Origin of the sequence: Pseudomonas sp. Root329 (assembly GCF_001424925.1) — a bacterium.
In the GTDB taxonomy this organism is placed as follows: Bacteria; Pseudomonadota; Gammaproteobacteria; order Pseudomonadales; family Pseudomonadaceae; genus Aquipseudomonas; species Aquipseudomonas arabinosi.
In genome coordinates, this window is the sequence record NZ_LMCV01000005.1 from 140,054 (window position 1) to 160,489 (window position 20,436).

General features: G+C 60.5%; 14 protein-coding genes and 2 pseudogenes. 6 read left to right on the top strand and 10 right to left on the bottom strand.

What is annotated here, in order from left to right:
- Positions 1–12: 12 nt before the first annotated feature.
- The 6 genes and pseudogenes from ASC74_RS08155 to ASC74_RS08180 form a co-directional block, all read right to left on the bottom strand.
- Entirely contained in the window at positions 13–1,500 is a 1,488-nt protein-coding gene (locus ASC74_RS08155) for an amidohydrolase family protein (RefSeq protein WP_056740720.1), read from the bottom strand.
- The gene (locus tag ASC74_RS08160) at positions 1,497–2,693 is read right to left on the bottom strand and encodes an amidohydrolase family protein (RefSeq protein WP_056740723.1); all 1,197 of its coding nucleotides are present in this window, start codon (positions 2,691–2,693) and stop codon (positions 1,497–1,499) included. Before ASC74_RS08160 ends, ASC74_RS08155 begins: the two co-directional genes overlap by 4 nt.
- Positions 2,694–2,844: 151 nt before the next feature.
- A pseudogene (locus ASC74_RS08165) lies at positions 2,845–3,852 on the bottom strand (extracellular solute-binding protein); the annotation flags it as partial.
- A gap of 17 nt (positions 3,853–3,869) precedes the next feature.
- Positions 3,870–4,658 carry an ABC transporter permease gene (locus ASC74_RS08170; RefSeq protein ID WP_046048507.1) on the bottom strand — a complete coding sequence of 263 codons (789 nt, stop codon included), beginning with the start codon at positions 4,656–4,658 and terminating at the stop codon, positions 3,870–3,872.
- Entirely contained in the window at positions 4,655–5,572 is a 918-nt protein-coding gene (locus tag ASC74_RS08175; RefSeq protein WP_046052935.1) for an ABC transporter permease, read from the bottom strand. The genes ASC74_RS08170 and ASC74_RS08175 overlap by 4 nt, the downstream gene beginning before the upstream one ends.
- Position 5,573: 1 nt before the next feature.
- Entirely contained in the window at positions 5,574–6,659 is a 1,086-nt protein-coding gene (locus ASC74_RS08180; RefSeq protein WP_056740724.1) for an ABC transporter ATP-binding protein, read from the bottom strand.
- Between the two features lie 140 nt (positions 6,660–6,799).
- Here ASC74_RS08180 and ASC74_RS08185 point away from each other — a divergent pair, with 140 nt between their 5' ends.
- The 3 genes from ASC74_RS08185 to uvrA all read left to right on the top strand — a co-directional run bounded on the left by ASC74_RS08185 (position 6,800) and on the right by uvrA (position 12,722).
- The gene (locus ASC74_RS08185) at positions 6,800–7,489 is read left to right on the top strand and encodes a GntR family transcriptional regulator (protein WP_008154995.1); all 690 of its coding nucleotides are present in this window, start codon (positions 6,800–6,802) and stop codon (positions 7,487–7,489) included.
- A 337-nt stretch (positions 7,490–7,826) separates the two neighbouring features.
- Positions 7,827–9,938, top strand: a complete 2,112-nt coding sequence (locus tag ASC74_RS08190; RefSeq protein ID WP_056740725.1) for a hybrid sensor histidine kinase/response regulator — start codon at positions 7,827–7,829, stop codon at positions 9,936–9,938.
- Positions 9,939–10,103: 165 nt separating this feature from the next.
- Complete coding sequence (uvrA, locus tag ASC74_RS08195) at positions 10,104–12,722, top strand: excinuclease ABC subunit UvrA (RefSeq protein WP_056740726.1); 2,619 nt, start codon at positions 10,104–10,106, stop codon at positions 12,720–12,722.
- A gap of 167 nt (positions 12,723–12,889) precedes the next feature.
- Here the strand turns inward: uvrA and ASC74_RS08200 are convergent, their stop codons facing one another.
- On the bottom strand, positions 12,890–13,411 hold the full coding sequence (locus ASC74_RS08200; protein ID WP_056740728.1) for a DUF4142 domain-containing protein: 522 nt from the start codon (positions 13,409–13,411) through the stop codon (positions 12,890–12,892).
- Positions 13,412–13,628: 217 nt separating this feature from the next.
- On the opposite strand from ASC74_RS08200, the gene ASC74_RS08205 reads away from it, so the two are divergent.
- Together ASC74_RS08205 and ASC74_RS08210 are read left to right on the top strand one after the other, a co-directional pair.
- Complete coding sequence (locus ASC74_RS08205; RefSeq protein WP_056740730.1) at positions 13,629–13,871, top strand: DUF465 domain-containing protein; 243 nt, start codon at positions 13,629–13,631, stop codon at positions 13,869–13,871.
- Positions 13,872–13,981: 110 nt separating this feature from the next.
- Positions 13,982–14,221 carry a hypothetical protein gene (locus ASC74_RS08210; RefSeq protein WP_056740731.1) on the top strand — a complete coding sequence of 80 codons (240 nt, stop codon included), beginning with the start codon at positions 13,982–13,984 and terminating at the stop codon, positions 14,219–14,221.
- 120 nt (positions 14,222–14,341) lie between these two features.
- Here ASC74_RS08210 and ASC74_RS08215 read toward each other — a convergent pair.
- The 3 genes and pseudogenes from ASC74_RS08215 to ASC74_RS08225 form a co-directional block, all read right to left on the bottom strand.
- Positions 14,342–15,428: pseudogene (locus ASC74_RS08215) on the bottom strand (SMP-30/gluconolactonase/LRE family protein).
- Entirely contained in the window at positions 15,425–16,570 is a 1,146-nt protein-coding gene (locus tag ASC74_RS08220) for a sterol desaturase/SRPBCC family protein (protein ID WP_056740743.1), read from the bottom strand. Before ASC74_RS08220 ends, ASC74_RS08215 begins: the two are co-directional and overlap by 4 nt.
- Positions 16,571–16,676: 106 nt before the next feature.
- On the bottom strand, positions 16,677–17,540 hold the full coding sequence (locus tag ASC74_RS08225; protein WP_033061633.1) for a LysR family transcriptional regulator: 864 nt from the start codon (positions 17,538–17,540) through the stop codon (positions 16,677–16,679).
- Between the two features lie 130 nt (positions 17,541–17,670).
- Between ASC74_RS08225 and ASC74_RS08230 the strand changes: the two genes are divergently transcribed.
- Positions 17,671–20,301, top strand: coding sequence for an MGH1-like glycoside hydrolase domain-containing protein (locus ASC74_RS08230; RefSeq protein ID WP_056740733.1), 2,631 nt, complete (start codon positions 17,671–17,673; stop codon positions 20,299–20,301).
- The last annotated feature ends 135 nt before the right edge of the window (positions 20,302–20,436 follow it).

Here is a 20,436-nt window from a genome sequence, read left to right on the forward strand (position 1 = left end):
GGGCAGAACTCTCTAAAGAAGGGGATCAATCGCGCTCAGCGGCGCGTCTGCGCTGTAGTCATCAGCGAACGGGATGGCCGGTTTGAACAGGCCTTTCCAGTCCGGTTGACCGAAGGCCCGGTCGCTGTGGCTGCGCATCAGTTTTTCGAATTGTTGTTGGGCCTGGCGTTGCAGGGCGGGGTAGTCGACGCCTTGAACCTGACCGTCCTGCATCACGCAGCGGCCGTCGATGTAGCTGGCGATGCAGTCGTCACCGCGCCCGGCCAATACCAGGTTTTTCAGTGGGTCGAACAGCGGCCCCAAATGCAGGCCGCGAAGGTTGAACACCGTGATGTCGGCTTTGGCGCCCGGTGCCAAACGGCCCAGATCATTGCGGCCCAAGGCCTTGGCACCGCCGAGAGTGGCCGCGTTGTAAAAATCCAGGGTGCGGGTCAAAGAACCACTGCCTTCCATCAATCGCGCAATGTTCAGACCCTGGCGCATGTTTTCCAGCAAGTCCGCCGGCCAGGTGTCGGTGCCCAAGGCGAAGTTGACGCCCTTGGCCCGATAGCGACCGATAGAGTTCAGCGCCTCGCCGTCACGGGCAAACACCACCGGGCAATGCACCAGACTCGCGCCGCCCTCCACCACGCGTTGCAGATCGTCATCGCCGGAGGTGTAGATGCCGTGGGGCAGCAGACTGCGCGGGGTCAGCAGATTCAATTGCTGCAACCAACCCAGCGGCGAAGTACCGCGCAGTTGCTCGACCATCGCCACCTCACCGAGCCCCTGGCAGCAATGCAAACGCATCGGAGCGTTCAGTTCCAGGCTCAGCGCGGCAGTGCGTTGCAGCAGGGCCGGGGTGCAGGTCTGGATACGGTCCGGCAGCAACGCGCCACGAATCAAACCCTCGTGCGCGCCGTCGAAATCATGGAAAAACCGAGCAGCCGCGTCGAGCCCGGCCAGGCCTCGCGCTTCATCCCAGTGATGCCCGAGGCTTCCATCGGCGCGCCAGTAACTCATGCCGCTCATGTAGCAAGGGCCGAGGTAAGTCCGCAGCCCCAACTCGGCCGCCACACCGACCACCGCAGAAAATTCGTCGTAGGTTTCGGCCCACTCGCGGTAATACATCGAGGTGATCGGCATGGCGGTAGTGATGCCGTTGCGGATCAACTGAGTGAAGGCGTAGCGGTATTTGAAGACTTCTTCATCGGGGCTGTAACTCTCTCGCGGACCTCTCGTCAGGTAGTCCTCGGACCACATCCGGCCCATGTCGCGTTCATCGCCGTTGTCCAGCGTCAGCACCGTCGAATCAAGATCCCCGAGTGCATCCAGGTCGATGAAGCCCGGACCAATCAACGCGTTGCCATAATCAATCCACTGATCCACCGGCCCCGGATAGTCACGCCCGACAAACACGATGCGCGAACCTTCGAACACCACTTCACCGTCGCGCCACAGCACATGCTGGGTGCCGTCGAAACCAACGACGCAGCTGCTCTTGAGGCCAATGCGCTTCACAAACGGCTTTCCAGCAGACGGCCACCGGAGGCGATCAACTCACCGCCGCGATAAACCTGCCGCACCGGCCGCGACACCACCGCCTCACCCAGCGTCTGCACCGGCATCAGCAAAAAGTCCGCCGGTTGGCCGATCTCCAGCCCATAACCTTCACAGCCCAACGCCCGAGCGCCATTCACCGTCGCGGCTTCGAACGCTGCCGTCAGTTCATCGTCCTTGTTCAAGTCGAAACGAAACGCCAGCAACATCGCCCGTTCCAGCATGTCGCCGTTGCCCATGGGCGACCAGGCATCACGAATGCCGTCCGAACCCAGGCAGACATTCACCCCGGCCTCACGCAAGGCGAGAAACGGCGGCACCGCGCAATCGGCCGGTGCCGAACTCATCAGCGAAATGCCCAGCGCCGCGAGTCGTTCGGCCATCGGTTTGACCTGGCTCCACGGCAACATCCCAAGGCAGTAAGCGTGGCTGATCATCACCCGACCCTGACGCCCGAAACGTTCGGTGTAGTCGGCGATCAGTGCGATCTGCCACAGGCCCAGTTCGCCCTTGTCGTGCAAGTGAATGTCGACGCCACGCTCGAATTCACTGGCCAGCTTAAACACGAAGTCGAGCTGGGCGATGGGGTCGTTGTCGATACCGCACGGGTCGAGCCCGCCGACGTTTTCCACGCCCAGGGCCATGGCTTCGCGCATCAGTTCGGCGGTGCCGGGGCGGCTGATCAGGCCGGTTTGCGGGAACACCACCAGTTGCAGGTCGATCAGGTCGCGGTAGCCTTCGCGCAGCTGTTGCATGGCCTCGAAATGGCGCAGGCCGAATTCCGGGTCGATGTCGACGTGACAACGCATCGTCAGCGAGCCGCGGGCGATGCAGTTTTCCAGCAAGGCGCCCGCACGCTGGGCAATCGGCGCCTGGACTTCACGCAGCACGCGGCGCTCGTTGGCGATGTAGTCCTTGAGCGTCGGGCCGGCGCTGTTCGGGCGCCAGGGTTGGCCCCAGAGGGTTTTGTCGAGGTGGACGTGGCTTTCAACCAGGGCCGGGGTGAGGAGCTGGTTTTGGCCGTCGATGTCGGTCGGGGCCAACGGTGCGTTGGACGCCGGGCGTCGATCTTTGAATAGGCCGTTTTCCAGAAGCAGGTCTTCGGCGGTTGAACCGTAGGGCCGCACGTTGCGCAGCCAGCGAGATTGAGTCATTGCAAACCTCATTGATTTCTATGGTGTCTGGCCGGGCCTCTTCGCGAGCAAGCCCGCTCCCACATTGTCCCGACTGGTACGCGAACAATGGCGTTTCGTACTCGCCGCCGGCCTGATGTTTTTTGGCAGCCTGATCGGCATCGCACTGCTCCTTGTTGCTGCACTCTTTCTCCGGCCGCAGGCGCGAGGCGAACTCGTCGGGCATGTTGATCGCGTCCATCACCCGCCATTTGGCGTCGATCAGCTTGTCGCTCTGGATGCCGTTGGCGTAGGCGATGGCGTTGGACACGGCGGCGGCGTTGTCCGGTTTCATCATCCAGTCGATGAAGATCTTCGCGTTGCCAGGGTGTGGGGCGCTTTTCGGTACGGCGAAGTTGTCCTGGAACATCGCCAGGCCTTCGCGCGGGTACACGTACTTGATGGTGCTTTTTTGCAACGTGGCCCGGGCGGTGGAGCCGTTCCAGTTTTGCATCATGATCACTTCACCGGAGGCCATGCGGTCGACGGTGTTGTCCGAGCTGTACATCTTCAAGTGCGGTTTCTGTTTTTGCAGCAGCTCCAGAATGCGCTTGGCGTCCTGCGGGTTTTCGCTGCATTCGTCGACGTTCAGGTAATGGCTGGCGGCGTTGATCACACTGCTGGAGGTGTCGAGGGCGGCGAGTTGGCCTTCGAGTTCCTTGCGCGGTTCGAAGAATTCTTTCCATGAATCGTCCAGTTTGCCGCCGGGCACCCGCGCGCTGTCATAGGAAAATCCGGTGGTGCCCCACAGGTACGGGGCGGAGAACTTGCGGCCCGGGTCGAAACTCGGGTCGCGGAAGGCCGGTTTGACGTACTGGAAGTTGGGCAGGGTCGACGCGTCGATTTCCAGCAACAGGTCCTGTTTGATCAACGTGCGCATGATCGACTGCGACGGCACGATCACGTCATACGCCGCGCCACCGGCCTGCAATTTGGCCAGCAGGGTTTCGTTGCTGTCGTAGCCGTCCATGGTGACCTTGATCCCGGTCTCCTTTTCGAACTTGGCCAACAGATCGACCGGGTAGTAGTCGGTCCAGTTGTAGAAGAACAATTCCTTGGGTTCGGCGGCCTGGGCGCTGAACGCCGTGAAGCAACTCAGGGCCAGACCGGCGACAGCGAAACGCATGCTTTTTGTTTTCATTAGAGAACGCTCCAAGCTCATTGGTTTTTGCCGCGCTGTCCCAGCCAGAAGGCCAGCACCACCAGCACGATGGAAATCACCAGCATCAGGGTCGAAATCGCGTTGATCTCCGGCGTGACACCGGATTTGATCGCCGAGAAGATGTACACCGGCAACGTCGTCGAACCGGGTCCGGCAACGAAGAAGGTCATGATGAAATCGTCGAGGCTGACCACGAACGCCAGCACCGAACCGGACAACACCGCCGGCCACAGCAGCGGCAGCGTCACCCGACGAAACACCTGCCACGGATTGGCGTACAAATCGTTCGCCGCCTCCAGCAAGCTTTTGTCGAGGTCATTGAGCCGCGCACGGATCGGCAGGTACGCGAAGGGAATGCAGAAGCCGATGTGCGCGACGATCACCGTCAGCAAACCGAGCTTGATCCCCAGCGCCATGAACAGCAGCAGCGTGGCGACGGCGGTGACGATCTCCGGCAGGATCAGCGGCAGGTTGATCCCGCCCTCGACCATCTTCTGTCCATAGAACGGCCGGTAAGTCGCCAATGCCGCGAGTAAGGCAATGGCCGTGGCGCAGACCGTGGCGATGCCGGCGACGATGATCGAGTTCAGCGCCGCCGTCTGAATCGACGGGTTGGCCAGAATCCTTCCGTACCAGGCAAAGGAAAACTCGGTCCACACCGTCGCCGAGCGGTTGGCGTTGAAGCTGTAGGCGATCAGCACAAAGATCGGCACGTACAGATAGGCCAGGATCAACAGGCTGACTTCGCGGGTCAGGGGCAGTTTTTTCAGGTGCAGGGCGATCATGCGGTGGCTCCCCGGCGTAGAGTTTTAGCGGTGCTGCGGCTATACAGGGCGTAAAGCACCAGGGACAGCAGCAGAATCCCCAGCAACAGGAACGACAGCGAACTGCCCAGCGGCCAGTTACGCGCGGTGCCGAACTGTTGCTGGATAAGGTTGCCGATCATCAGCGTCTTGCCGCCGCCGAGAATCGCCGGGGTGATGAAGGCACCGAGACTCGGCACAAACACCAGCAGCGCACCGGCAATCACGCCGGGCATCGACAGCGGCAGGATGATCCGCCGCAACGCGTGCCAGCGATTGGCGCCGAGGTCGTACGCCGCTTCCACCAGTCGCCAGTCGAGTTTTTCCAGGGTCGAGTAGATCGGCAAAATCATGAACGGCAGGAAGCTGTAGACCAGCCCGACGCTGACCGCGAAGTCGTTGTAGAGCAGGGTGATGCCACCCGCCTGCGGGAACAGTGCGTTGAGGCTCTGAGCAACCCAGCCATGCTCGCGCAGGATGATCAGCCAGGCGTAGTTGCGGATCAGCAGGTTGGTCCAGAACGGAATGGTGATCAGCAACACCATGAGGTTGCGCCGCCGCGGTGTCAGGCTCGACATCCACAACGCCACCGGGAAGCCGAACAGGAAACACAGCAACGTGGTGCCACCGGCCTGGAACACCGAGCGCAACAGCGCCTGGGCGTAGACCCAGTTCAGTTCCAGTTCACCGTCGAAACCTTCCTGGAAAAACAGCTGCACGTAGCTTTGCAATTGCCAGTTGGCCTGCCAGTCGACGCCGCCGTAAACGTTGCGCGGCAACAGGCTGATGTAGCCCATGATGCCGAGCGGAATGGCGATCAGCGCCAGCAAAGTCAGAACCACCGGGCTGAGCAACAGCGCGCGGTTGAGGGCGGGAGAAGTGCTGCTGACGCTCATCTCAAGCCTCCATCAACAGGCAGGCGTGGGGCGGCAGGTTGACCGCGACGCGATCACCGACCACCCGGCCACGGTTCAGGCCTTCGTTGTTCTCGCGCAGCATGACCTTGATGTCGTTGTTCAACCGGCACTGGTAAAGGGTCGCGGTGCCGACATACAACACCGCTTCAATGACGCCGCGCAGGTGATGCGGTTGCGCCGGGTCGACCAATTGCGAACGTTCCGGGCGGAACGCCAATTGCACGCTGCTGCCATCGAAACCTTGAGCCGGGCAAGGGATTTCCACCGGCATGCCGCTCGGGACGAACAGTTTTTCGTTTTGCTGGCCGCGCTTGAGGTGGCCGGGGAGGAAGTTGATGTCGCCGATGAATTGAGCGACGAAGCGGTGCTGCGGCCGTTCGTAGATATCGTTCGGTGTGCCGATTTGCAGGATCTTGCCGGCGGACATCACGGCGATGCGGTCGGACAGAGTCAGCGCTTCTTCCTGATCGTGGGTGACGAAAATGAAGGTGATCCCGGCTTCCTTCTGTACGCGCTTGAGTTCGACCTGCATTTCCTTGCGCAGCTTCAAGTCCAGCGCCGACAGCGGTTCGTCGAGCAACAGCACTTTGGGTTTCGGCGCCAGGGCCCGGGCCAGCGCCACGCGCTGCTGCTGGCCACCGGACAACTCGGCTGGTTTGCGCTGGGCCAGGTGTTGCATTTGCACCAGCGCCAGCATCTCATCGACGCGCTGGGCAATTTGCTTGCGATCAAGACCCTGCATCTCGAGGCCGAAGGCGATATTCTGCGCGACACTCATGTGCGGAAACAGCGCGTAGCTCTGGAATACGGTGTTGACCCGGCGCTTGAACGGTGGCAAATCATTGACCGGTTCACCCGCCAGACGAATCTCGCCTTCGCTGACCTGTTCGAAGCCGGCGATGGTGCGTAACAAGGTAGTTTTGCCGCAGCCGGAAGGGCCGAGCAGGGTGAAGAATTCATTGTCGGCAATGTCGACTGAAACGTTGTCGAGGGCTGGAGCCAGCCCCGGATCGTCGGAATACCGCTTGGAGACGTTACGCACTTCGATTGCTGTTGGATGACCCATAATGGTGCATTCCTCTAATTATTGTATGCAATATCTGGATGCAATCTAGAAATAACCGGATTAATCTGCTCGTGCAACCCCCTTTTTCAAAGGCTGCTCATCGCCTGGGGCCGGTTGTTTAGCGCTAAAGGAGTGTTCAGATGACCGAGAAAAAACTCGAGACCACGGTCGACCGCGTCTACCAAGGGGTTTACGAGGCGATCAGCAAACGTTCATTGCGTCCCGGGATGAAGCTCGGCGAAGCGTCATTGGCCGAACTTTTTAATGTCAGCCGAACGTCGGTTCGTGCCGCGCTCAAGCAACTGGAAGCCGATGGATTGGTCACCACCGAGCCCAACAAAGGGGCGTCGGTGTCGTTGCCCAGTGATGAGGAGATCCGTTCGCTGTTTGAGACGAGGCGCCTGATCGAGATTGGCATCGTCACTGAGCTCTGTCGTCGTCGTGATACGGCCGTGACCCAGGACCTGCGCGATCACCTGTTGCTGGAGGATGAAGCGCACCGCAGTGGCGACCATGAACGGTTGATTCATTTGCTCGGCGAATTCCATATCAAGCTCGCGCAAAGCCTCAACAACCCGGTGTTGCTGGACTGGTTTCGCAAGCTGATTTCCCGGGCCTCGCTGTACGCCGCCGCGCTGGATGACGACAGTCACGAAGCTTGCCGCGACGACGAACACCTGCGGCTGATCGAGTACATCGAAGCGGGCAATCAGAGCGCCGCGATCGAACTGACCTGCATGCATTTGAATGGCATCGAGAAGGCCATTCTCGACGTCGCCGCCACGCTGAAAACCGGCTACCACCCGCTCAAGCACCTGATCGAGGTGTAGCCACGCTGAAACCTCGTAGCAGCTGTCGAGCAGCGCGAGGCTGCGTTCGGCTGCGAAGCAGTCGTGAAATCAAACACCTCGGTGTGTCAGGACAAATTCGGATGCAGGGTTTACGACTGCTTCGCAGCCGAACGCAGCCTCGCGCTGCTCGACAGCTGCTACATCTATGGTTACCCCCCAGGGCACGCTTCATTGCCACAAAAGCCTGGATGATGTGAATCAGCTAACCTCTATGAAACCATTGGCGACGGCGATGCTCGAAACAAACGGGCACGCACCGTCCTCATGCCGTTGCGATCCCTTAAGCCAGTCATCTACAGGGATACAGAGTCAGTCGATGCAGTTTCTAGACGATAGCCATGGGTGTGCAGGCTGGAACGGTGAAATGGCCGGGCGCATTCGCGCGTTCGACTGGAGCCTGACTGAGCTTGGGAACATGGACTCCTGGCCCAGAAGCCTGTGCAGCGCGGTGCAGTTGATGCTCGCCTCGCCACTGCCGATGGTGATGCTGTGGGGCAGGCCGGGTTACATGGTCTATAACGACGCGTATTCGAAGTTTGCCGGTGGTCGCCATCCTTACCTGTTGGGTTCTCCGGTGGAGCTGGGCTGGCCGGAAGTCGCCGAATTCAATCGGCATGTGGTCGACACCTGCCTGGCCGGCGGCACCTTGTCCTATCGCAACAAAGTACTGGAGCTGCTGCGCGACGGGGTTCCCGAAGACGTCTGGCTGGACCTCTATTACAGCCCGGTGGCGGATGATGACGGGAAACCGGCCGGGGTCATGGCGATGGTGGTCGAGACCACCAAACATGTGATTTCCGAACGCCGCCGTCAAGCAGCCGAGGACGCCTATCACGCCGACAACGAACGGGTGCGCCTGGCACTCAATGCCGGGGCTTTGCTCGGCTCGTTCGTCTGGGACATCAAGGACAATGTGCTCTCCGGCGATGAGCGTTTCGCCCGCACTTTTTCCTACCCGCCCGAGCAAAACCTGGCCGACTTGCCCATGGACGTCGCCGAAGCACGGATCCATCCCGATGACCGCAGCTGGGTGCAGGAGCAGATCGATCAATCAGTGGAAACCGGCGAACCATTTAACGCCGAGTATCGGGTCCTGCGCCCGGATGGCAGCTATCTGTGGGTGCTGGCGAGTGGCGGCTGCGAGTTCAATAAGCAGGGCGAACCGTTTCGTTTTCCCGGGGTGTTGATCGATATCCACGAACGCAAGACCGCCGAAGAATCCCTGCTCAAGTTCACCCGTAACCTGGAGCAACGCGTTGCCGACGAAGTCGAAGCGCGGCTGGCCGCTGAAGAACAACTGCGTCAATCGCAGAAACTCGAAGCCATTGGTGGTCTCACCGGCGGCGTGGCCCATGACTTCAACAACCTGTTGCAGGTGATCGCCGGTAACCTGCACTTGCTGGCGCGGCATGAGCCGGACAACGCCAACGTGCAGCGCCGGGTCAATGCTTCGATTGCCGCGGTCGAGCGCGGCGCCAAACTGTCTTCGCAACTACTCGCGTTCGCCCGCCGTCAACCCTTGTCGCCAGCGGTCTGCGATCTGCGCCAGGTCTTCGATGGACTCGGGGAATTGTTGCAGCGGGCGCTGGGGGAAACCATCCAGATCAATGTCAGCGCGGCCGAAGCCCTTTGGCACATCTACGTGGACCACAATCAACTGGAAAACGCCATTCTCAATCTGGCGATCAATGCCCGGGACGCCATGAACGGCGAGGGGACCATTGACCTGAACGCCGAGAACATCGCCCTTGATAGCAGGTTTTGTGCAGGCAAGGGCATCGTCGCTGGCGACTATGTCTGTGTAGCGGTGACTGACAAGGGTACTGGCATGTCGCCGCAGGTACTCGCACAGGCTTTCGAACCGTTTTTTACCACCAAGGCCGATGGCCAGGGCACGGGTCTGGGCCTGAGCATGGTGTTCGGTTTCGTCAAGCAAAGTGGCGGGCATATCGAGATTTCCAGTGTGGTCGGGCAGGGCACTCGGGTGCAGCTGTATTTCCCTCGCAGCCTGCGGCCGATGCTCAACGAAACGACACGCCATGACCCGCAACAGCGAGGCGGACACGAAACCATTTTGGTGGTCGAGGACAACGAGGCGGTGCGCAGCTCCGCGGTGGAATTACTGAACGAAGAGGGTTATCAAGTGCTGACGGCGGCCAACGGTGACGTCGCGATGCAGATGTTGCTGGATGGCGCCGTGGTAGAACTGATTTTCACCGACGTGGTCATGCCCGGCCTGATCAAAAGCGCGGACCTGGCTGCCTGGGCCAAGGTGCAGACGCCGCCGGTGGCCGTGCTGTTCACCTCGGGCCACACCCGTGACATTATCTCGCGCAATCACCAACTCAGCCCCGACACTTACTTGCTGAGCAAACCCTATGGCCCCGAGGCGCTTACTCAAATGGTTCGAACCGTCCTCAATGGCTGACGCAATTAAAATGTGGGAGCGGGCTTGCTCGCGAAGGGGCCGTGTCAGTCGACAGAGATGTCAACTGAGAGACCGCTTTCGCGAGCAAGCCCGCTCCCACATGTTGATCGAGTACGGACCCACGCTATCAATCATTCCTTAGAACCCTCGAATCAAGGCTGGTCCATGACTTCCAACCCTCCCTCCGGCATGGTCAGGGTGCGCGGCGCCCGGGAACACAATCTCAAAAACGTCGATGTCGATATTCCCCGGGATGCCCTGGTGGTGTTCACTGGCGTGTCCGGTTCGGGGAAGTCGTCGCTGGCGTTCTCGACCCTCTACGCCGAAGCGCAACGCCGCTATTTCGAATCCGTGGCGCCTTATGCGCGGCGCCTGATCGATCAGGTCGGGGTGCCGGACGTCGACTCCATCGAAGGCTTGCCGCCGGCGGTGGCCTTGCAACAACAACGAGGTACGCCGAGCACGCGCTCTTCGGTGGGCAGCGTGACGACGTTGTCGAGCCTGATCCGCATGCTGTATTCCCGGGCCGGCAGTTATCCGCCGGGGCAGCCGATGCTGTATGCCGAAGATTTTTCGCCCAACACGCCCCAAGGCGCGTGCCCCGACTGTCATGGGTTGGGGCGGGTGTATGAAGTCACTGAAGCGTTGATGGTCCCGGACCCGAGCCTGACCATTCGCCAGCGCGCGGTAGCTTCCTGGCCCACCGCCTGGCAGGGACAGAACCTGCGCGACATTCTGGTGACGATGGGTTACGACGTCGATAAACCCTGGCGCGATCTGCCGAAAAAACTGCGCGACTGGATCCTCTTCACCGAAGAAACGCCCACGGTGCCGGTGTATGCCGGGCTCACCCCCGAAGAAACCAGAGTCGCGCTGAAACGCAACATGGAGCCGAGTTACCAGGGCACGTTCACCGGCGCCCGGCGCTACATCCTGCACACCTTCAGCCATTCCCAAAGCGCGCTGATGAAGAAGCGCGTCTCGCAATTCATGCTCGGCAGCCCGTGCCCGTTGTGCGACGGCAAACGGCTCAAGCGCGAGGCGTTGTCGGTGACCTTTGCCGGTTACGACATTGGCGAGTTGTCGCAGATGCCGTTGCTGCAAGTGGCCGAAGTCTTGAAACCAGTGGCCGCTCACAGTTACCTCGAACAGAGCGAGGCGGCGGGCGAAGTATTGACGCACGACCAGACCCGCGAGGCCCGCGAGCAACGAGTGGCCCACGGCGCCAGTGGTCACGCCAACGCGCCGGATGTCCGCCACACACCGAATCTGTCAGTAGAGAAACGCCTGGCCGCGCAGCGGATCGCTCAGGATTTGCTGGAACGGGTCAGCACGTTGACCGATCTGGGGCTCGGTTACCTGGCGCTGGAACGCAGCACGCCGACGCTGTCGTCCGGTGAGTTGCAGCGTCTGCGCCTGGCGACGCAATTGGGTTCGCAGTTGTTCGGCGTGATCTACGTGCTGGATGAACCGTCGGCCGGTCTGCACCCGGCAGATGGCGAAGCATTGTTCGAAGCGCTGCAACGCCTGAAGGCTGCCGGCAACACCTTATTCGTGGTCGAACATGACCTGGAAACCATGCGCCGCGCCGACTGGTTGATCGACGTGGGCCCAGCGGCCGGCGAGCATGGCGGCCAAGTCCTGTACAGCGGACCGCCGCCAGGGTTGGCGCAGGTGACGAACTCGCAGACGCGCGCTTATCTGTTCGCCGAGCAGGTCGCTCAGCCCCAAGCCAGCCGTAAGGCGAACGATTGGCTACGGCTGGAAGGCATCACTCGCAATAACCTGAACAACCTCAGCGTCGAGTTTCCGCTGGGCTGTTTTACCGCGGTGACGGGCGTCTCGGGTTCCGGTAAATCAAGCCTGGTCAGTCAGGCGTTGCTGGAACTGGTGGGCGCGCATCTCGGGCGTGCTGCAAGTGACAGCGAGCCGCAAGAGTTGAGCCTTGAGGACGACGCACCGCAAGTCAGCGGCGGTCAGGTCATGGCGGGGCTGGAGTCGATCAAGCGCCTGGTGCAAGTCGATCAGAAACCCATCGGCCGCACACCGCGCTCTAATCTGGCGACCTACACCGGGCTGTTCGACAACGTGCGCAAACTGTACGCCGCCACACCCGAGGCGCAGGCCGAGGGTTACGACGCGGGCCAGTTTTCCTTCAACGTCGCCAAGGGCCGTTGCTCGACCTGCGAAGGTGAAGGCTTTGTCAGCGTCGAGTTGCTGTTCATGCCCAGCGTCTATGCACCGTGCTCGACCTGCCACGGCGCGCGTTACAACCCCGAGACGCTGGCAATCATCTGGCAAGGCTTGAACATCGCCCAGGTGTTGCAGCTGACGGTGGACGAAGCGGTCACGGTGTTTGCCGAGCAACCGGGTATTCGCCGCTCGCTGGAGGTGCTGCGCGATATCGGCCTGGGTTACCTGCGCCTCGGCCAGCCGGCGACCGAGCTGTCGGGCGGCGAAGCCCAGCGGATCAAACTGGCCACCGAACTGCAACGCAACCAGCGTGGGGCCACGTTGTATGTGCTCGACGAGCCCACCACCGGTTTGCACCCAAGGGATGTCGATCGCTTGCTCGAACAGTTGAATACGCTGGTGACGGCGGGGCATACGGTGATCGTTGTCGAACATGAAATGCGCGTGGTGGCGCAGAGTGACTGGGTGATCGACATTGGCCCGGGGGCGGGGGATCAGGGCGGGAAGATTGTTATTGCAGGCACACCGCAGAAAGTCGCCAAGAGCAAAAAGAGCCGGACGGCACCGTTCCTTGCAAGAACCCTCGGGTAAATCAAAAGATCGCAGCCTTCGGCAGCTCCTACATTGGTTCGGCGTACACCTGTAGGAGCTGCCGAAGGCTGCGATCTTTGGATTTTGATTCGGCCCTGCAATGGAACCCTGTCCCCGGGGGCATTGAAAACGGCCGCATCAAACGGTGCGGCCTTTTTGTGGGAGGGTTATTTGCTCGGATGAGCAGCCTGGAGCTTTTTCGCCATATCCAGATGCTTCTCCAGTGCCGGCAGCATTTTTTGTGCGAAACCTTTCAAGTCCGTGGCGCCTTTGGTTCTGTCGTCCGTCACGGTGTTGGCTTCTTTCTTGAACAGCTCGATGGTGTCTTCATGGGCCTTCACCTGATTGTTGGCGTAGGCCGCATCGAAGGATTCATCGCGCAAGTCGAGGATTTTCTCTTTCGCCTGTTTGACCAGCGTCGTGCTGTCCGGCACCTTGATGTCATTCTTTTTCGCCAGCGCCGCCAGTTCATCGTTGGCCTGGGAATGGTCGGTAATCATCATGTTGGCGAATGCCTTGATGTCCGCCGATGAGCTTTTTTCGAGGGCCAGTCGGCTCGTTTCGACCTCCGCGATACCGCCCGCGGCCGCGCTGTCGACGAAGTCATTGGAAGTGGCAGCGAACACCGTGCCCATGCTGGTGCTCAAGGCAACGGCCAAACTGAGGTGGCGCAGGGTAACTCCGTCCATTGGTTATTCTCCACACAGGTTTTCATGGACGATCGATTGATCGTTAACGTGTGGAGGCCGACAGGCGGACAAAGGTTTTATTGCGTTTGCGGCATGGCGACGAACGGGCACCGCTGGTCTGATAGGCGGTCGACAGAACCGGCTAACCGAGGCCATTCTGATAGTTGGTGAACGCAATTGATCGCGTTTGCCTCCGATCAACAAACGGAGGTGTTCCATGCCGGTGCCACACGACCTTTATCAGGATCTCAAGCTTTCAAAGGAAGATATCCAGCAAAAACGCACCAAGGATCCGTTACTGGATTCACTGATCAACAAGTATTCACAGGCGGATGCCGAGGTCGTAAAGGCTGAATCCGCAAAATCGGATGCGCCCACTGATGACGCATTGAAGAAACTCAAGGCGAAGCGCGTGGAGGTTAAGCAAAAGATCGTTGATCGACTCCAGACGCCGTCCTGACGCGCCCTGTCTGGTCACCGACGATCGGTGACTGAAAAATTGGAACGGCGATAAATACCGGCACCTCGAATGTTCAGAGTCCGACTTTACGGCTCCATGCGAGGTGCCCCATGAATCCAAAATTCCCCAGCGAAGAGCAGGGTGGCTACGACCCCATCCCGACACATCCCGAACCCCTGAGTCCAGGACGCACCACCAGCAATCCCGAAGATGAGCCGGGCATCGACGAACTGCCCGACAATGAAGGAGCGCGCCCGATGGACGAGAATGACTCCACCGCCATGGACCCGGAAAGGGTGCTTGAGGAAACGGATAATGCGGTGCGCGATGGTGAGGTGGATCCGCGTTGAATTGGCCTGATACACATCCTGTGGGAGCGGGCTTGCTCGCGAAAGCAGCCTTTCAGTCGACATCTTTGGTGGCTGACACGGCCCCTTCGCGAGCAAGCCCGCTCCCACATGTGATGTGCATTACTTCTGCAGCGCAGTGCTCAACGGCAATCGCGCCATATGTTTGGCCTTCAACGACCCGAAATACAACCAATCCCCATACTCGCGAACGGTAGTGATCGGTGAGTAGTTGTCGCGGCTACCGTCCTGCAGGTTGGCGATCACTTTACCGTCCAGATCCAGCCCCAGCGCGAAGGCGCGTTTCTCCACCGGTTTAGGCAGGACAGTCATCGCTCGCACGATCATCTTGCGCACGAATGGATGCGGCGCGGTGGCATCGAGCAATGCGTTGCGCGGTGCATAGAGCGCCACCCAGAAGCGGTCGCGACCATTGAACGCGAGGTTGTCCGGCAACCCTGGCAAATTGTCGATGAATAGATCACGGGTGCCGGCTTTCGGCCCGCTCAGCCAGTAACGACTGATGCGATAGGCGCCCGTTTCGTTGACCAACACAAAGGCATCGTCCGGGCCCAGGGTCACGCCGTTGGCGAATTCCAGCTTATCCAGCAGGACCGCGGTCTTTCCGGTCTGGAAGTCATAACGCAGCAAGCGGCCATCGCCGCCGTGCTCGATGATCGCTTCGCCGTCACTGCCGTAGCCAAAGCGGCTGGAGGCATCACTGAAATAGGCGTAGTGCCCGGGTTTGTCGATCGCCACGTCGTCGGTGAAACCGAAGGGCACGCCGTTAGCCGCCGTGGTCAATGCAATCAACCGGCCCTGGGCATCCAGTGACAGCAAGCCCTTGACCCCGTCGGCAATCACCAGCAGACCGTTGGGATGACGGGCCAGGCCCAAGGGTCTGCCGCCCGTATCGGCCAGGACCTTGGTGACCTTGCCGTCGAGGCTGGATCAGTCGGCCGTCATGCAAACCCGTGATGAGGACGTCTTCCTCCAGCAGCAACGCTTCCGGACCGTCGATATCCGCGGCGCCAACGCGCTCCACGCCTTTGAGGCGCTGATTGTCGGCGTAGATGCCGCTGGTGAGGGAAGGCGCCGGTGGCGGTGTCCAGGCCACCGGTTGAACCTTGGTCGGCATCAGCAGCAGAAAGGCGCCGATGGCGACGATTACCAGCAAGAACACATGGCGAAACTTGACGGTTCGACTCACGCGCTGACTCCTGCCGGGGCCAATTGTTTTTGCGCCATCTCGCGCAATGCCAACATCGAAGCTGCCGACTCACGATCGATGCGACGCTTGAGCAGCAGTCGATTGGCAATCCGCATCGCCAGACTGCCGAACCGATACTCCAGGGTGCGGACAAAGTGTGTGCCATCGCCCCGGGCCTCGCACTCGTAAGTCACCACTAAAGACAACCCGTGATCGTCATGGGCCCAGGCACTCCAGCGGCGTCCTGGCAGGTATTCGTTAACCTCCCAGTGCAAGTGTCCCTCACGCCCGCCCGCCTTGATGTCTTCCTCGAACCGCCCCCCGGCATGCACCGGCCCGCTCTGGCCATCGACCTTGAGGGACGAGGGATGCCACTCCGGCCAACGGGTCACGGTACTGGCATAGGCGAGTACGTCAATCGGGTCTCCAGCAATGTCGATCTGATGCTGCATGCGGGTCATGGTTGTTCTCGTCGGGTGCAGGTCCGTCGGCTCCGGTTCCCAATAGAGGGTGCCGAACAGGTAGTCCATCAGCGGAAAAACGATATTGAAATTGCGTTCCTGCATCAGCTCACGACGGTGATGCAGTTCATGCAGGCGGCGCATCTGGCGGATCCACGGCAACCGTGTGACGGGGTTCTCCGGTGGCAGGTGCTCGCAGGCATGGAACACTTCATAGGTCAGGTAACCGAAGACCAGACAGCCACCGAACAACCCGGCGACGTTGTTATCGAACTGCTCAAGCAGCCACCAGACGGGCAGGGTGATGACGACCGTGTGCAACACGATCAACCAGGCTGGAAACAGAATCACCCGCCAGTCCCGGGCACTGTTGTAGGTCATGTGGCCAGGGGCGAAAAAGCTGTGATGGTCGCCGGCATGGCGTGCGTAGAACATTCGCGCGAAGCTCTTTTTGTGATGCCCCAGGTGTCGATGGACCATGTACACGCCGAAGTTGAAGAACAACAACGTCAACGGCGTCGCCAGCCATTCCAGTGGCTGAACCTGGTGCACGGTGCTCCAGAATCCGCCAATGGCCAGCACCCCGAACAGCAGCACAAAAGCGCCGTGCAGCCATGGGTTGTAGAGCGGATGAATGTCGGCGCGGTAGCGGGCGCGGAATGCTTCGGTGGTCTGCCTCACTGCAATCACCTGTAGTTATTGTTATCTCCAGCAGATTAGACGATCCCGGCGTTTTGGCTGGCCCAACCTTGAGGATGCAACCGCCATGCTTCGGTGCAAACCGGACTCAGGTCAGCGGGTTCCAGCGTTGCGACCAGTCATCGTCGGATTTGATCACTTCGCGCAGCAGGTCGAAGGCTCGTTGCAAGGTCGCGGAGTCTCGGTCGCGGGAGTAAACCAGATAGGTCGGGTAGCTGAATTCCGGGGCTTTTGGCACTTGCTCCAGCACACCGCTTTCCAGATAACTCTGGACCACCCGGGTGCGGAAGTAGCCGCTGCCGCCGTTTTCCAGAATGTATTGCAAGCCCAGTGGGCCGAGGTTGAAGCTCAATGCGGCTTTGGCTTTTTCCGGCAGGGCCGCGTCGTGCTGGCGGCGGAAGTCCGGGCCCCAGTCGATGTACACGTAGGGATCGGGTCTTGCGGCCAGGCGGATGAGGACCAGTTTTTCTTCCAGCACCTGTTCGACTTGCAGGCGCGGCCAATACTCGGGCTGGTAGACCAGTGCCGCATCCAGAACCCCCAGTTCCAGTTGGCGCAGCAGGTTTTCACCGTCACGGATTTCCATGCGCAGGGCGTGGCTGGGGATCTTCTCGCGCAGCGCGCCGGCCCAGCTGAGCATCAGCGGGTTGCACAGACTGACCTCGCCACCGATGTGCAACACGTCGCGGTAACCCTCGGGCAACGGCAAGTCCCGTCGCGCCGCTTCCCAGGTTTCGACCAGTTGATTGGCGTAGACCACGAAGGCTTCACCGTTCGGCGTCAGGCGCGCACCGGCGCGGTTGCGCACGAACAACGTACTTCCCAGCTGGCTTTCGAGTTTCTGTACCCGCGCCGTGATCGCGGTCTGGGTGACGTGGAGTTTTTCGGCGGCTGCGGCAAGGCTGCCGTGGCGGACGATTTCCAGAAAGGTGCGGGCGAGATCGATGTCCATGGGGTGGCCGGTGTTGGGAGTGGACGCATTGTAAGAGCACTCCCCACCTGTGGCGAGGTGTCACAGGTTTCACGTTGCTGGCGGGGCGTGCGCACTACACTGCAACCGTCTCTCGCCCAACGGACTCACCATGACAGCCAAACCCGCTGCGAACATCCAAGGCACTGTCGAAGGCCAGCGCCTGGCCGGCAGCGAGGCCGATGCCTGGCGCGAATGGGGGCCTTATCTGAGCGAGCGCCAATGGGGCACGGTGCGCGAGGACTACAGCGCCGATGGCGATGCCTGGCGCTATTTTCCCCACGACCATGCCCGCAGTCGGGCCTATCGCTGGGGCGAGGACGGGCTGGCGGGGTTTTCCGACAAGGCTCAGCACTGGTGTCTGGGATTGGGGCTATGGAACGAGCGCGATCCGATTCTCAAGGAACGTCTTTTCGGCCTGAACAATGCCGAGGGCAATCACGGCGAAGACGTCAAGGAACTGTATTTCTACGTCGACGGCGTGCCGAGCCATGCCTACATGCGCATGCTCTACAAATACCCTCAGGCCGAATTTCCCTACGCTGACCTGATCGCCGAAAACGCCCGTCGTGGTCTGGCGGACACCGAGTACGAAATCCTCGATACCGGTGTATTTGATGACGACCGATACTTCGACGTGACGGTGGAATACGCCAAACACGCGACGGACGACATCTTTATGCGCGTCACAGTGCACAATCGCGCCGATCAACCAGCGCGTTTGCACGTAGTGCCTCAGCTCTGGGCGCGTAACACTTGGAGCTGGGTGGCCGATGGGCAGAAACCGAGCCTGACGCTGGACGGCGATCAGGTTCTGGCCCGGCACCCGCAACTGGCTGACCGGCAGGCCAGTGTCTGGGGTGAGGAGGACTGCGAATGGCTGTTCTGCGAAAACCAGAGCAACTTCCCCAAGCTCGATGGTGTGGCGGCGAACGGGCCGTTCAAGGACGGGATCAACGATTTCCTGGTCGATGGCGTCAACGACGCGATCCGCCGTGACACGGGAACGCGGGTGGCGGCGCATTTCGTATTGGCATTCGAGGGTGGCCAGCGTCGCAGCGTTTATCTGCGCTTCGCCCCCTCGGGTGCCACTCGGGTGAATGCCAAGGCGCTGTTCGACCGTCGGCGCGCCGAGGCCGACGCATTCTACGCAGCGCTGCAAATCGGGATCAACGACCCGGATGCGCGCAACGTTCAACGCCAGGCCCTGGCCGGATTGCTGTGGTCCAAGCAACTGTATTACTTCGACGTCAATCAGTGGCTCGACGGTGATCCGGCGCAACCTGCACCTCCACCCGGGCGCTCGCACATTCGCAACACCCATTGGCGGCACCTGTCGAATTTCGACATCGTCTCCATGCCGGACACCTGGGAATATCCGTGGTACGCCTCCTGGGACCTGGGCTTTCAGGCCGTTGCCTTCGCGCTGATCGATCCGGGATTCGCCAAGCATCAGCTGTTGTTGCTGGTCAAAGACCGCTTCATGCACCCCAACGGCCAGTTGCCGGCCTATGAATGGCGCTTCGACGACGCCAACCCACCGGTCCACGCGTGGGCCTGCTGGCGGGTCTATCAGCAGGACAAAACGCTGACCGGGACAGGGGACATGGATTTCCTCGAACGGATTTTCCATAAGCTGCTGCTGAATTTTTCCTGGTGGGTGAACCGCAAGGATGCCGAGGGGCGCAACCTGTTTCAGGGTGGCTTCCTTGGGCTGGACAACATCGCACTGTTCGACCGTTCGGCGATGTTGCCGCCCGGCTACCAACTCGATCAGGCCGATGGCACGGCGTGGGTCGCCGCTTATGCGCTGGATCTGATGCGCATCGCCCTGGAACTGGCCAAACGCAACAGTGTGTACGTCGACATCGCAGTGAAGTTCTTCGAGCATTTTCTCTACATTGCCGGGGCCATTAATCGTGTCGATTCTGATGCCGAAGGTCTGTGGGACGAGCAGGATCAGTTTTTCTACGACGTGCTGCACCGCCCGGACGGCGTCAACGAACCGCTGCGCCTGCGCTCTATTGTCGGTCTAATGCCGCTGTTCGCCGTGCAGGTGCTGGAGCAGCACGAGCACGAGGGTTTGCCTGGGTTGCGGGAGCGCCTGCTGGGTTTTATGCGCCATCGACCGGATCTGGCCAGCCTGGTCTCGCGCTGGACCGAACCGGGTGAAGGCAACCGGATGCTGCTGGCATTGTTGCGCGGCGAACGCACCAAGAACTTGCTCAAACGCATGCTCGACGAGGGCGAGTTTCTCTCTGAATTTGGCATTCGTTCGCTGTCCAAAGCCTTCGCTAAACGGCCCTTTGGCGCGCAGATCAATGGTGATCGGCTCTGCGCCCGTTACGAACCGGCGGAATCGGGTTCGCGGCTGTACGGCGGCAACTCCAACTGGCGTGGGCCGGTGTGGATGCCGATCAACTACATGCTGATCGAATCCTTGCGCGAGTTTCACCGTTACTACGATCAGAACTTCTCGGTGGAATACCCCACAGGGTCAGGTTTCCTGGCCACGCTGGAGGAGGTTGCCGATAGCCTGAGCCAGCGTCTGACCCGATTGTTTTTGCGCGATGAAGACGGCAGTCGACCGTCGATGGCGGGGTATCCGCAATTGCAGGCTGACCCCGCCAGCCGCGACCTGGTGTTGTTTCATGAGTATTTTCACGCAGAGACCGGGCGCGGTCTGGGGGCCAGTCATCAGACCGGGTGGAGCGCGTTGGTGGCGCTGTTATTACAACCTTGATTTCCCACCCGACACAAAACCCCTGTGGGAGCGAGCTTGAACTGGTCAAGTAATTCTGGACACCAGTTAAGGTTCACGCAGCCAATTTCTCCATGGCTACCGGCGACCGGTAGTCGTTGTAGCTATGGAGTCTGA